The following is a 13,952-nucleotide window of genomic DNA, read 5'->3' on the forward strand; positions in this document are numbered from 1 at the left end:
CAGGCAGTCAAAATTCTTGAATTCAATGAAATAATGATTTTGCCTGCGATGCAAGCAGGCATTTAAAGGTGCTAGCAAACTAGGCACAAATATTCCACAAGTCATTTAACATATTGGGAAATATCATTTTAATCAGACACTGAATCTGGCTTGTAAATCACGTTTTCCGCCCCTTCGGCCCCCATGAAAACCACAACAACCCGTGCCGGTATATCGCCGTCATTGATCCCTTCATGCCAGTAATCCATGGCTTCAAGCACACCTTCACCAGCATGATAGGTCGTCTTACCGACATCGCCGTAATCAACCGTGATTTGCCCTTCAAGGATGTATCCATATGTCGGAACACCATGTTTGTGCCAGCCGGTTTTCTGCCCCGGCGCCATGGTCGCCAACATCGACTTGATTTTGGCCACACCCTTGGGATAGCGCACCTGCTCCCCGACAAAGTTCACCCCGCTATCGAGCAATAGCACCCCGTCATGCACATCAATCGCGGGCTTGGATGCCGGGCCAGTATGACCGGTTTTCGTGGTATCTGAACTGTCGCGATTCGTGATCGTCATGCTGCCCAACTGCCTGTTTTTTTTTACAATCTGTAAGAAAACTACGCATAAATATGCAGTAATTCACTTAAAACACTGTGAAATCTCAATTTTAGTCTGAAGTGTCTTCGTCTGAGGCCTCGCTGCCTAATGCGCGATCACCATTTTTAGGTTCTGAAATACCCTCATAGACGTCACTTCAGCACACCAAACACCTTGGTTCGCCTATCAAAGCCGAACAAAGCCCTAAGAATGAGAGGACGCCAAAAGACCAACATAAGTCCCACGATTGCAGCAAGAAGTAGCGCAACGAATGGAAGAAGCCAATACTTCCCGTTTTGAGCGATGACTTTGTAAACGAGCAACAAAAGTCCAAATCCAAAATGTAAAAAAATGAAGTGACACCAGGGGCAAGACCTTCGCTGCCAACTACGCATCCTTGGCCGCATCGCAATTATGCGAAGCATCAATCTTCGCCGAGGAGACATCGAGGTGAAAATGACGAATACGCTCGCGAAAATCAGATCATAAACGACGTTATGCTCTAAAACATTTGCATGAATTAGGAAGCCAGCAAAGACGGGACTAATCAAATAAACAAAGACGAAAAGACAGCATATAAGTTTTGTACGAGAACTAAATCTCCACCGCCGAACATAACCCTTTACCGTCGCATATTTCATCTATTAGCCCCCTGCCCGCACCACAGACATTCAACCTAAAGTAATTTAACTTATGTGCCAACGACTTAGGGCGCCGGTTTCCCGACGCCCTGTCAAAAAGTTTGCCCGCCTGTAATGACTTACGGCGCAATCGTCACTTCCACCAGCGCATGGGTGCGGTGGGTATCAATGTGTTTGATCGCGTCTCGCAAAATCCCCGGCAAATCCTCGGCGCGCGCGGCCTTGGCAACCCAGGCACGGCTGGCCTCGGCGACCTTGGTGAAATCCGGGCTGGGTTTAAGCGCCGTCAACGGCATTTCATTGGTTTTGGACGCATACCCATCGGGATAAATCCCGGTGACCGACTGGCGCACTGCCCCCCATTCGTTGTTATTGAGCACCAAAATCAGGATCGGCAGCTCCAGCGCCTCGGCAATCTGATGGCACGCCGTCGGGTTGGCGAACATATATGATCCATCGCCCATGGTCGCGAGGACAAGCTTGTCCTTATCGGCCAACTGATAGCCCATCGCTGCCGGGAACGACCAACCAAGCCCGCCCGAATGCGGCTCTTGGAACCAGCTGCTGTGTGCGGACAACGACAAGGGTTCCAACGGGCAGCCAAGCTCGGAAAACACCGTTGCCGGACGGTTGGCGATTGCATCGGACAAGCAGCGCGACACATAGCCCTTGCTCATCGGGTCCACCGCCCCGGAATCGGCCAGGCCCAAGGCTTTTTTGCGGGTGTCGGCATTGATCGCGGCGACCTTGGATCGACGCGCTTCACAGGCATCACTGCACTCACCCTGCCGACGATCCATGGCATCGGCCAGCATCATGATCACATCGCCGGTTTCCCCGGCCAATGAAATATCGGCGGCAAAATTCCGCCCCGGGAACCGGGAATACAGCGGGTTTTGCCCGACCTGCACCACCTTGCAATCATCGCGCAATGCATGAATATCGGGCGACCACGGGGCCAGGCAATCAATCACCACCACCGCATCCGCGTCCTTTAACCACGGGGCGGGGTCCATGCCCGCAAACATCGGATGTTCGGTGCCGATTGCAAGCTGGATCGCCCAATATTGCACGACGGGAATGCCCCACTGATCGACCAAATCGGAAAATCGCCCGAACGCCTCGGCCGTCCCCGTGCCACGCTGGGCAATGATAACCGGGTTTTTGGCCTTGGCCAGAATATCTGCCGCCGCCTCAACACTGGCCTGCGGCGGGGCAATCTGAACCGGTTGCTGGCGCAGCGGCCCGTCAATCGCGTCCCCCGGACACGGTTCACACAAAACTTCACGCGGCAGGCTGACATAGACCGGCCCCTTGGGCACAGATGACGCAATCGCATAGGCCCGATCAACAACATCAGGCACCTGTTCGGGGAATTTAAGTTCATATTCCCATTTGGCCGATTCCCGGACCATCGCCCCCTGATCGCGCATTTCCTGTCCCCAGCCAATCGGCACCGTCCGCGCGCCAAGGCGGCCCTTTTCCATCACCGGGGTTCGGCCCGACATCAGGACAACCGGCACATGTTCGGTCGCCGCATTGATCGCGCCAATCGCACAGTTGGCCAAGCCAACATTGGTATGCGCCATCACCGCCTGCGCCTTGCCCGTCGCAAGGTAATAGCCATGCGCCATGCCCATCGCCGCATTTTCGTGCGGCATCACCAACGCATGGGGAAGATCAATGTCCTTTGCCGCCGCCTCGGCCAGCCCTTCGATGATCGGCGGGAAATCCGTGCCCGAATTGGCAAAGATATAATCAATGCCAATCGCCTTCATCCGCGCCAAAACCGCCCCACCGGCGGTCAGGGTAATGCCCGCAGCTTTGTCCATGTCGTTTTTCATCAGACGCCTTCTTACGATATTGCTATATTTGAAATATGATTTATAATATAGTTTATTCTTGAAATCCGGCTGACGTCAAGTGCGGCGACCGGCACCTATGCTTGAACCTGTTATCGACCCTGCGACGTGAACGGAACATCATGACCAGTCAACTCAACGGCTCTGTGCTTAAGGCGTTTAAAATCCTCGATCTGTTTGCGGCGGGGAAAATCGAACTGACCGCACAGGAATCCGCCGATGCGCTTGGCATCAACATGATCACAGCGCATAGGTTTTTGCACACGCTGGTCCATGCCGGGGCTTTGCGCGTCACGTCACGCGGGGTGTTTCGGTTGGGATATATGTTTGCCGATTTGGGCCATCGCGTCATGCGCGATGGCAATCTGGCGGGTCTGTTGCAACCGATCCTTGATCAACTGGCGCGGGTCACCGGGGAGGCCTGCATGGCGACCGAGTTTGATCACGATATGGCGGTCTGCATTGCCAAGGCCCTGCCCGACCGACCACTCTATGTCGATATCCGCATTGGCTCGAAACTCGATGCCTTTTGCACCGCCCACGGCAAACTCTGGCTGGCCCATATGAGCAAAACCGATCAGGACCGCTATTTCGCCAAGGCCGATCTCACCGGCATGACCGACCATACCATCACCGATGTCAAAGCCCTGAAATCCGAACTGCATCATATCCGTGAACACGGCTATGCCACCAATAATGGCGAACGTGAAAACGATATTTACGCACTCGCCGTCCCGATCCTGACCCGGCATGGCAATATGGTTTCGGCCTTTTCAGTGTTTGGCGCGTCCCCGGCATTGCTTGAAAACGGCGGGGACACACGAAACCACCTGCTGGCCGCTGCCAAAGACGCCCAGGAAATCCTTTACAGCACGCCCCAATAAGAGCCGAAAACTGACTTACGACCCCACGGGCAAATTCGCCGGGTGATCAAGAAACAGCTGCATGGTCACAAGATCAAGCCACCGGTCAAACTTGCGCCCGACTTCCTTGGCATGCCCGACTTGCACAAAGCCGAACCGTTCATGAAACCGAATGGAATTAAGGTTTTCCGCATCAATCCCGCCGACCATCACATGCAGACCGGCCGCCCTGGCAATCGGGATCAGCGCGCTTAACAATGCCTTGCCGATCCCCGCCCCGCGATGATCAACATGCACATGCACCGAATGTTCGACCGTAAAGCGATACCCCCACCGCGCCCGCCACGGGCCATAGGACGCAAACCCCAAAACCGTGCCATCCTGCTCCGCAACAAGAACCGGAAACCCCTGCTGCACGCGCCCCTCAAACCAGTCAAGGCGCTCTTCAAGGCTGGAGGGCTGATCATCGTAAATCGCCGTGCTGGTCAAAAGCACATCATTATAGATCTCAAGGATCGCCGGAAGATCCCCCTTGGTCGCTGTGCGAATATGCATTTTTGCCTCCTGCATAGGTCATAAGGAACATGTTGCAGGATTACGTCCATTATAGTAGACAGTCAATATTGATTTTACAGACGATATAGCAACATATGACCATTATAGAAGACGATACCACAGCCTATCTCTCCGCCCGCCTGCGCCGGGAACGCGAAAGCCGCGGCTGGTCGCTTGGCCAGTTTGCCGAGAAATCCGGCGTTTCCAAAGCCATGATCAGCAAAATCGAACGTGGCGAAGCCAGCCCGACCGCAACCGTACTTGGCCGTTTGTCCGGGGCACTTTCGGTAACAGTTTCGGCACTGCTGTCGCGCACCGATGCCGTCCATCATGGTGTACGCCGATATGCCCAACAGCCCGCATGGTCCGATCCCGAAACCGGTTATGACCGGCGCCAAGTGCTTTCCGGGCAGAAAATCCCGCTTGAACTGGTCGAGGTCACTTTGCCCGCCGGGCAAAAGGTCACCATGCCCGCCGCCGCCTACAGCTTCATTCAACAGGCGATCTGGGTGCTTGAAGGATCATTGCTGTTTCACCAAGGCGATCGGGTCCATCACCTTGATACCGGCGACTGCCTTGAACTCGGCCCGCCGCAAGACTGCATGTTTGAAAATAAAACCGCTGAAAACTGCCGCTATCTCGTCGCCGTCGTGCGCAGCGCCTAAGTCCACCGATGGCACAGATTAAGCCACCGACGTTGAATCCGCATGATCCACCCGGCGCACTGCCCCGGGCGACATGCCCGTTGTGCGTTTGAACGCCCGGCTGAATGCCGCGACCGAGGCATAGCCCAGCCGGTCGGCCACCTCATCCATCGGCAGTTTTTCGCGCCCGATCCACTGGCTGGCCAGCCGCATGCGCAAGTTCGTAAGGTACTGCTGCGGCGTTGATTGCGTAAGTTCGACAAACCGCTGCGCAAAGACCGACCGCGACATGCCCATTTCGGATGCCATATCGGCCACCGACCAATCGCGCCCCGGCTCCTGATGCAAGGCGGCCAAAACACGTGCCAGTTTCGGATCACGCACCGCCTCGACCCAGCCACAGACATCACATCCGGTCTCGACCCAGCGGCGCACGATGGCCGCGGCCACCACATCGGCCAGCCGGGTCAGGATCACGCCATAGCCCGGCCGTTTGGATTTAAGCTCGGCGGTCATCACATCCAGAATGGCGGGGATTTGCGGGTCATGATCGGGCACGGTTTCAATATGCATGACCTCGGGCTTCAAGTGTGCGAGGGGGTGCAACCACCCCAGATCAAATTCCATCGCACAGCTGAAAATCAGATTGTCCTTTGTCCGGCATACATCCTTTTCACAGGCCCGGATTTCGGACGCCACATCACACAGCTGCACCTTGTTAAACGCATCCACACTGCGCAGCGCAACCCCGTCCTTGCTGTATAAATCATGAATGCCCGCACAGGGCAGCAACACCGCGTCCCCACAGCCCAGCGTATGCACCGCCCCGCTTTTGGTGCGAAGGTGCACCGTCCCCTGCCCGATGAAATGCAGCCACGCCCGGCAATCATCGACATCCTCGCCAAACCGCAGCCCATAGGGGGCTGAAATCTCGATCCGGCGGTAATCAAGCCCGCGCAGGCGCACCCCCGACAAAAGCTCGCTGACCATATCATGCCCGTTCGCATCAAAGCCGCCATCATACTGGCCTTCGATGTGCGTGGACGGGCTGTTAAACGCGGTATTGGCAATGGGGGACATGGCACTCTCGGACGATTGATCAATAACTTCGGACAAACTGCCATAGAACGTCCGGCCCGTCCAGACTATCTTGGGTGCAACGCACAAACATAAGGGCCGTGGTCTTCCCGGTCCTCAAGCTCAAAGGATCCCCCATGAGTGAACCACAACCCCTTCCCCAGCCCGCGTCTGCGGCCTGGGGGGCTGTTTTCTCCATGACGCTTGGCGTTTTCGGCCTTGTCACGGCTGAATTCCTGCCCGTCAGCCTGCTGACCCCGATAGCCCGTGACCTTCAAGTTTCCGAAGGACTGGCCGGACAGGCGATTTCAACCACCGCCATTTTCGCCCTGATCACAAGCCTCCTGATCGCAACCGTGACCCGGCGCTTTGACCGCCGCCATGTTTTGCTGAGCTTCTCGGTCTTGCTGATCGTCTCAAGCATCATTGTCTCCATGGCCGAAAACTTTGCCTTCCTGCTGGTCGGGCGCATCCTTCTGGGTGTTGCGCTGGGCGGGTTCTGGGCGATGTCGGCGGCCACCGTCATGCGCCTTGTCCCGGCAACAGACATCCCGCGCGCCCTTGCCATCATGTTCAGCGGCGTTTCAGCCGCCACCGTGTTTGCCGCCCCGGTCGGAAGCTACCTTGGCGATATCATGAGCTGGCGCAGCGTCTTTTTGCTCACCGCCGGTATTGGCGCGCTGACCTTTATTGCCCAGTTCGCCACCCTGCCGTCCCTGCCCCCGCGCGGTCGCGCAACACTTCGCGTTCTGGTCGATCTGGTTCAGCGTCCGGGCATGAAGCTTGGCCTGTTTTCACTGGTCCTGATCATCACCGGCCACTTTGCCCTGTTTACCTATGTCCGCCCGTTCCTTGAAAACGTCACTGGCGTTGCAACGGCGGGGGTTTCGGGCGTGTTGCTGGGCTTTGGCCTTGCCAATTTCGTTGGCACCTATCTGGCCGGATCGCTGATTTCACGCTCGCTGCGCATGACCATTGCGCTGATGCCGATGATCATGGGGCTGTGTGCACTTGGCATGGTTGGCATTGACGGCGCGCTGAACCCGACCATCGTTCTGGTCGCAATCTGGGGCATGGCGTTTGGCGGTGTTCCGGTCGCATGGTCGACCTGGATCACCCGCACCGTCCCTGACGAAGCCGAAAGCGGCGGCGGATTGTTCGTCGCCGGTTTCCAGACCGCAATCGCCAGCGGGGCCGTGATTGGCGGGGTGATCTTTGATTATGTCGGATCGCTGGGTGTGTTTAGCATCGGCGGCATTATCCTTGTCGGTGCGGCGATCTTCGCCACTGTCGTTCTGCGCTCCCCGGCCGTCACCCCGGCGACCGAACAAGCCTAACCCCCCGCGCGTCCACCACACCAAACAGAAAGGGCAGCGAACCCCATGCGCTGCCCTTTCTGATTCTTCACCCAACCCCCACCAAAATCCCCACCCTTCCCGCGCTAGGCGAAAATCCATCCATCAAAGCGCACACCCCATCCCCAAAGCACCCACCGTCCCCTCAACGCCCTCACCCCTTGCCACAAAATCGTCACAGGAAAATCTGGAACGTTCCGACACCGCAGCCGTTGGCGGGGTGTAATGTTCGACATCAATGAAAGGAGCGACATTATGCCTGCGATTGATACCGCAAAGATTCTGATCCTCGCCACCGATGGCTATGAACGCTCGGAACTGCGCGTTCCGCTTGAAAAGCTCTCGACCCACGGGGCCGATGTCAAAATCGCATCGCCCAAATCGGGCGCAATCAAAAGCTGGGACGATAAAAACTGGGGCGATACGGTCGATGTCGATGTCGAAGTCAAAAATGTCGACATCGCCGACTATGACGCACTGGTCATCCCCGGCGGGCAGATCAACCCGGACCTTCTGCGCAATGACGAGGCATCGGTCAGTCTGGTACGCGAATTTGTCGCCTCGGGCAAACCGGTGGCGGCGATCTGTCACGGCCCGTGGCTTCTGGTCGAGGCTGGCGCACTGCGCGGTCGCCGTGCGACGTCCTATAGCTCGATCAAAACCGACCTTCTCAATGCCGGCGCGCTCTGGCAGGACGAAGCGGTTGTCTGCGAGCAAGGGATCGTCACATCGCGCACCCCCAACGACCTTGACGCCTTTGTCAGCAAAATCGTCGAGGAAGTCAGCGAAGGCACCCACCACAGCCGCGCTGCCTAACCCCACCAAACCTGACCCAAAACCAAAACGGACGGAGGGATCCCCCTTCGTCCGTTTCCCGTTTCAAATCCCACCGGATGCGCCACCGCACGCGCCCCCAACCACACACCCCGCCCAAAACCCCGTCACACACCCCGGCAACAAAACCCGCCACAAAACCCACCAAAAACCCCGTCATTCCCGCGCAGGCGGGAATCCATGCGCTAAAGTAGACAAAAAGGGGGCTGTCCCCTTTTTAGCCCTTGTGTGCTGTCCTGAAACCGTCAACTTATTTTAGGATGGCACATGTCCCCGTTTTTCTTGAACGGTTAATTTGAGTTTAAAGAGAGTTCCACAAGTCTTTTAAAAAAGTCGGAGGTTTCAAAGGCCTGATCTATCGCAATTAACTTATCTTTGGAGATCGCATTTTCGAAGAGCACATTGTCACCGGCGTTCTCTTTTATGCATATAAGAATCTTCCAGCCCAAAAAAGAAGTCTCACAATATGAGTTATTAATCACCCGTGGCTCCATGACAGTTTGACGACAAACAGGCTCAAATTTTTCTTCACTTTTCCACCTCGAGATGACAACTGGAAAACAGCCTGCAGAACCAACTTCACCTTTAACCAACATCTTGCGAAGCTTTTCTTTCTCTTCCTTTTCCATGTAGACGTCGCAGAAGGCCTCGTTACTGCTAATTTCTGCTCGCCATAACGTCACCAAAACAGCAAGCTTGAGCTTTCCGTAATCATAGGCCTCATCAATAAATGCTGTAACTCCGTTATGCGCTTGTGAGGCGGCAGTATGATTGCGATGCAAGTATTCACCAAGGTAGTTTTCAGCATCGGAAAAAGAATTATCGCAATCACCGCATAGAATTGATTTATCGATAAAACCTTCGGATTTGTTACCCTGATTCCCCTCCCAAGAAGTAAGAAATTGGGGAGGAGCACCTAGCCCTCTTGTTTTGGAGAATATTGTTCTAGGAATGATATGGGCCTTTATCAAATCTCTGGTATCACCGCACAGTTGGCAGGTTCCTTTTTTCATTTTTACATCATCCTCAATTCAAAGCTAATGGCGGAAAAGCGAAAAGGGGCATGCTTATTTTCTCCATTTGAACTCATGTCAGAAAACAGGGGCCCTAAAAGGGGTTCTCCCCCTTTCTTCTGCCCGCTATTTTTAGCCTTTGTTTTCCATAGTGAAAAAAGCGGACAGATTTATTTTCTATCTTAAATCAAAAGCACTCAAAACCGTACTTTAGCAAAACACGAAACAACTAGAACCACAACCTAAAGATTAAAAAGAAAACCCCGGCCCAATCGCTTGAGCCGGGGAAGTTTGTGTCGTTCGGAGGAAGGCGGGGCTTATGCGCCCCTTGGGATTTCAAAAATCCCGAAAACACGCATCAAGTTAGATGGTTTTCACAACCACCTTGCGCGCGGCCTGTGTTGTCAACCGGTTGCGCAGCGCCCTGCCAAACAGCGATGATTCAATTTCAAACTCATCGCCATCCTGTGTCGTCACACCATCGGCAAAGGAAAGCGTTGCCGTGCCAAAGAAATGCGCATGCACGTCACCGGGGCGGCAGAACAGATCATATTTGAAATGATGATATTCAAGGTTGGCCAGCGTATGGGACATATTGTCTTCACCGCTCAAAAACGGTTTTTCCCAGATCACCTTGCCATCGCGATAAAGGCGCGATGTGCCCTCAACATGGCTTGGCAAATCGCCCAAAAGCAATTCCGGGCCCATGGAGCACGCACGCAGTTTGGAGTGCGCCAGATACAGGTAATTCTGGCGTTCGGTCACATGATCGGAAAACTCGTTGCCAATGGCAAAGCCGATCCGCACCGGATTGCCATCCGGGTCAATCACGTAAACCGCGGCAATTTCGGGTTCTTCGCTGCCATCAAGGGCAAAGGACGGGCTTGGCATATCCGCCCCCGGACTGGCAACGATCGAACCATCACCCTTATAAAACCATTCGGGCTGAACGCCGGTTTCACCGGCTTTCGGTTTGCCGCCCTCAACCCCCATGCGAAACATCTTCATGGAATCGGTTTCATCGGCCGCCTTATTGCCCGATGTATGCATGTTGGCCCGGGCCGAGGCCGAGCCAAGATGGGTCAGGCCGGTGCCGGTGACCAGAAAATGCGCCGGATCGGCATGGGTGATCGGCGGCAAAAGACGCCCGCTTTTGGCGACCTCGTCATAACTGATGCGGTCTTCGCCCATGCGCGACTTGGCCGCCGCAATCATGGTGGTACCTTCCTTGATCGCGATTTCGGCCAGTTTCCGGGTCGAAGAAACCCCGGTCAGCACCAAAAGCGTCTCGGCATCTTCAACAACGGCAACATGCTGCGCGCCGGAGGTCTCTTTAAATTGAACCAGTCTCATGAAATGCGTCCTGATATCCTGATATAAGTCTGTCTTATGCGGGAATTATCGTTGTGCGTTTGCCGGGGATCAGACCCAGCCCCCATCAACGATAAAGTTCTGGGCGGTGACCATCCGGCTTTCATCGGACGTCAGGAAAAGCGCCATGCGCGCGATATCCTGCGGCATCACCTTGTTCTTAAGGCACTGACGCTCGTCAATCTCGCGCTCGGCGGCTTCATCAACCCAAAGGTCAAGCTGGCGCTGCGTCATGACCCAGCCGGGCACAAGCGTATTGACCCGGATGTGATCCTTGCCAAGGTCGCGCGCCATGCCGCGTGTCATGCCATGCGTTGCCGCCTTTGCCGTGGTGTAGCCGGGCATGCCGCCCTGCCCCATCATCCAGCTGACCGACCCGAAATTGACAATAGCACCCCCACCGGCCTTTTGCATCATGGGTGCGACGGCCTGAATGGCAAAGAACGACGGGCGAATGTTGATCGCCTGGCGTTCATCCCAATATTCCGGTGTCACGTCCTGCCATTTATGGCGGGTGTCATTGGCGGCATTATTCAGCAACGCGGTGATCGGGCCATTAAGCTCGGCCGCCTTGGCGATGGCGGCCTGAAGCGCGGCAATGTCGGTCAAATCGCATGTGATGAAAACCGGTTTGTTGCGCGCCGTCTTGCCAAGTTTCTCGACCAGTTCATTGCCGGCATCTTCGATGATGTCGACAAAGGCGACCTTGGCCCCCTGCTCGACAAAGGCCGTGACGATGGCCTCCCCAATGCCCGAAGCACCGCCGGTGATGAATACTGATTTGTCTTCAAGGCTTGTGTAGTGTGTCGGTTTGCGATCAGACATGATCGTTCCGTCTCCCATATTCTGGTCTATTGTTCTCTATTCGGTGGTCAAACATACAGGGACTCCGTATGTCAGACATCCGCAATCTCATACCAAAACTGGCAGAATCTGCATCAAGGGGCCGATGGCGCAGCGCAGCGGGGAAATTTTTCCTCAAGCATGAATATGCCCTGTCACACAGGGGGATCACCGCCCTTTTCAGGTGCCAGAGATCTCAATCCCTTGTGTCCACATGATGCTTCCTCCTGACAATCTTGTTTTGGGTCAGGGTCTATTAATTTGGCCCAAAGGACGCCCCGAAGGGGTGCGGCGGCCCGTCCAATCAAATTAATAGACCCTGACCCTTATTCTTCATACAATAACATTAATGATCAGGATATCAGGCCCTGTCAAGCGTCAAACAGGTGAAGTCGTGCCTTTCGATCTTGGCAACTGTGGTTTATAACACATCACCTTTGCACGAAGGATTACATCGCACCGCACAAGTCCCCTGAAATAATTATATGCTTTGCAGCACAAGGGATTAAGCTGCCTAGATAAGTTGCTCTAAAAATTAATTCATATTATATGAATAATATCAGCGCGGGCTTTTCGCCGTTTTCGTATTTAACAAGGCCGTGCCGGAGGGAATTTAATGTCGTCTACTATGTCGAGAACTTATGCCAAACGCAGCCTGCACAGCATTGTTGCGCATGATCTTGGAATGCGCATCGTTTCTGGCAAACTGGTCCCGGGGGATGTCCTGCCGACCGAGGCGGCTTTAAGTGAATCCCTCGACGTCTCGCGCACCGCCCTTCGCGAAGCCATTAAAATCCTCTCGGCCAAGGGACTGATCGAATCACGCCCCAAAACCGGCACGCGCGTCAAACCGCGCACCAGCTGGAACCTGCTTGATCCCGATGTGCTGTCATGGCACTTCCCCGATCCGGACCCGGCGTTTCTCTATAGCCTTCTGGAAACCCGCCTGATTATCGAACCCAATACCGCCGCCATGGCCGCCATCCGTGCGACCCCGGAACAGATCAAGCATCTGGAAACCGCCTATTTCGAAATGGAAAAGGCCGAACCGGGGACCGAGGCTGTCTATATGACCGACCTTGTCTTCCATCAGGGCATTCTGGATGCGTCGGGCAATGATTTCATGAAATCGTTTGGCATGCTGATTGAAACCGCCCTGATCGGCTCGTTCCGCCTGTCGTCCGGCGGGCCCAAGGCGCACGTTAAATCGCTTCCCGATCATCACGCGGTCTATGCCGCCATCAGCCAGCGCGACCCGGAAGAGGCGCGCGCCAAAATGCACGGCCTGCTCCGCCGCACCATGCGCCAGCTCCGTCAGGAACTCGGCATGGAAGCCGAACATGACTGGGACGTCATCGGGCTGTAAGCCTCTCTCAACGGTTCTTCTGGCGTCTGGCGGGCCCAACAGCCCGTCCAGACCGGATCAGCGGATCAACCGATCAGCCGATCAGAAGACCGCGCAGCCGATAGCTCCGCCCTATCGCAAGACCGGACCGCCCCCAGCCTGACACCTCGGCGGGTCGCACGCGTACAGAACGAGCCGAGCCGCATCGCTCCCTGTCTCATCGCGTCGCATCCCGTCGCCCCTCGTCTCATCTCATCCCATCACATCCCCTGACGTGAAACGTCGCACAACCGGCCCTTTGGCCGGTTTTCTTCATTTTAACGGAGAATGTGATGAAACACCTCATGATCGCGCTTGGCGCGCTGTTTGTTTTTGCGCTGGGCACACAGTCCGCAAAAGCCAGGGTCAGGACCTCTTCATTTGGTTGAAATGGTCAATCAGATTTGTGCGGATACGCGAAGCAAAACTGCAGGAAGATATATATCTTTCAAGGCTTTGCGACAAAGTAGCCCGTGCAAATCCGATTGATCCGAAGGACAGCCGTTATATGTGCCAACTCCCGCGTTAAATCCCTTGTTCGGGATTCCGGCCCGTTCTGCGGGCTTTTCCTTGGATTTGGCAAATATAACGACTGCCATTCCAATCAAATGAAAAGGTCCTGCCCCTACCTCAAGAAGGATTACTGCAGCAATCAAGAATACTACACCAATTCCGGTGCCAATAACGGCAGCAAGTACCGGCACCTTCATTGCGGCAAGACCTTCCTGACCTACAGTGCCAGTTCCGGCAAACACTATAACTTTGTCGTCGGCGACGCGCTCAAGACCGGAACGGCGGGCAGTGCCTGCTCCAAAGCCGATGAGCAATCGGCCGATGCGCTGAAAGACATCATCGCCGAGGTTTGCACCGACGACAGCAAAACCTGCACCGGCTGCTGATTAGAACCGCAAAACGCAGGGCGG

General features: G+C 55.2%; 13 protein-coding genes. 6 read left to right on the forward strand and 7 right to left on the reverse strand.

Annotation, left to right across the window (positions count from 1 at the left end):
• Positions 1-128 precede the first annotated feature (128 nt).
• Positions 129-566: a cupin domain-containing protein gene (locus COO92_RS06865; RefSeq protein WP_101300861.1), complete on the reverse strand. Its 438-nt coding sequence runs from the start codon at positions 564-566 to the stop codon at positions 129-131.
• Between the two features lie 781 nt (positions 567-1,347).
• Positions 1,348-3,072 carry a thiamine pyrophosphate-requiring protein gene (locus COO92_RS06875; RefSeq protein WP_101300864.1) on the reverse strand — a complete coding sequence of 575 codons (1,725 nt, stop codon included), beginning with the start codon at positions 3,070-3,072 and terminating at the stop codon, positions 1,348-1,350.
• Positions 3,073-3,212: 140 nt separating this feature from the next.
• Here COO92_RS06875 and COO92_RS06880 point away from each other — a divergent pair, with 140 nt between their 5' ends.
• The gene (locus tag COO92_RS06880) at positions 3,213-3,974 is read left to right on the forward strand and encodes an IclR family transcriptional regulator (RefSeq protein WP_101300866.1); all 762 of its coding nucleotides are present in this window, start codon (positions 3,213-3,215) and stop codon (positions 3,972-3,974) included.
• 15 nt (positions 3,975-3,989) lie between these two features.
• Here COO92_RS06880 and COO92_RS06885 read toward each other — a convergent pair whose 3' ends face one another.
• Complete coding sequence (locus COO92_RS06885; protein WP_101300868.1) at positions 3,990-4,508, reverse strand: GNAT family N-acetyltransferase; 519 nt, start codon at positions 4,506-4,508, stop codon at positions 3,990-3,992.
• A gap of 95 nt (positions 4,509-4,603) precedes the next feature.
• Here COO92_RS06885 and COO92_RS06890 point away from each other — a divergent pair, with 95 nt between their 5' ends.
• Entirely contained in the window at positions 4,604-5,173 is a 570-nt protein-coding gene (locus COO92_RS06890) for a helix-turn-helix domain-containing protein (protein ID WP_101300870.1), read from the forward strand.
• An 18-nt stretch (positions 5,174-5,191) separates the two neighbouring features.
• Here the strand turns inward: COO92_RS06890 and COO92_RS06895 are convergent, their stop codons facing one another.
• The gene (locus COO92_RS06895) at positions 5,192-6,232 is read right to left on the reverse strand and encodes an AraC family transcriptional regulator (RefSeq protein ID WP_101300978.1); all 1,041 of its coding nucleotides are present in this window, start codon (positions 6,230-6,232) and stop codon (positions 5,192-5,194) included.
• 134 nt (positions 6,233-6,366) lie between these two features.
• Between COO92_RS06895 and COO92_RS06900 the strand changes: the two genes are divergently transcribed.
• Both COO92_RS06900 and COO92_RS06905 read left to right on the forward strand, forming a co-directional pair.
• Positions 6,367-7,566 carry an MFS transporter gene (locus COO92_RS06900; protein WP_101300872.1) on the forward strand — a complete coding sequence of 400 codons (1,200 nt, stop codon included), beginning with the start codon at positions 6,367-6,369 and terminating at the stop codon, positions 7,564-7,566.
• 273 nt (positions 7,567-7,839) lie between these two features.
• Positions 7,840-8,400: a type 1 glutamine amidotransferase domain-containing protein gene (locus COO92_RS06905; protein WP_101300873.1), complete on the forward strand. Its 561-nt coding sequence runs from the start codon at positions 7,840-7,842 to the stop codon at positions 8,398-8,400.
• Positions 8,401-8,708: 308 nt separating this feature from the next.
• Here COO92_RS06905 and COO92_RS06910 read toward each other — a convergent pair whose 3' ends face one another.
• From COO92_RS06910 to COO92_RS06920, 3 genes are all read right to left on the reverse strand, one after another.
• The gene (locus COO92_RS06910) at positions 8,709-9,431 is read right to left on the reverse strand and encodes a hypothetical protein (RefSeq protein WP_101300875.1); all 723 of its coding nucleotides are present in this window, start codon (positions 9,429-9,431) and stop codon (positions 8,709-8,711) included.
• Positions 9,432-9,794: 363 nt separating this feature from the next.
• Positions 9,795-10,784, reverse strand: a complete 990-nt coding sequence (gene araD1 / locus COO92_RS06915; RefSeq protein ID WP_101300877.1) for an AraD1 family protein — start codon at positions 10,782-10,784, stop codon at positions 9,795-9,797.
• A 69-nt stretch (positions 10,785-10,853) separates the two neighbouring features.
• Complete coding sequence (locus COO92_RS06920; protein ID WP_101300879.1) at positions 10,854-11,627, reverse strand: SDR family NAD(P)-dependent oxidoreductase; 774 nt, start codon at positions 11,625-11,627, stop codon at positions 10,854-10,856.
• A 634-nt stretch (positions 11,628-12,261) separates the two neighbouring features.
• Here COO92_RS06920 and COO92_RS06925 point away from each other — a divergent pair.
• Together COO92_RS06925 and COO92_RS06930 are read left to right on the forward strand one after the other, a co-directional pair.
• Positions 12,262-13,011 (forward strand): FadR/GntR family transcriptional regulator, encoded by a 750-nt coding sequence (locus COO92_RS06925; protein WP_051145988.1) that lies wholly within the window; start codon positions 12,262-12,264, stop codon positions 13,009-13,011.
• A gap of 626 nt (positions 13,012-13,637) precedes the next feature.
• Positions 13,638-13,928 (forward strand): hypothetical protein, encoded by a 291-nt coding sequence (locus COO92_RS06930; RefSeq protein WP_101300881.1) that lies wholly within the window; start codon positions 13,638-13,640, stop codon positions 13,926-13,928.
• Positions 13,929-13,952: the final 24 nt, after the last annotated feature.

The organism is Thalassospira lohafexi, assembly GCF_002844275.1.
Classification (GTDB): Bacteria; Pseudomonadota; Alphaproteobacteria; order Rhodospirillales; family Thalassospiraceae; genus Thalassospira; species Thalassospira lohafexi.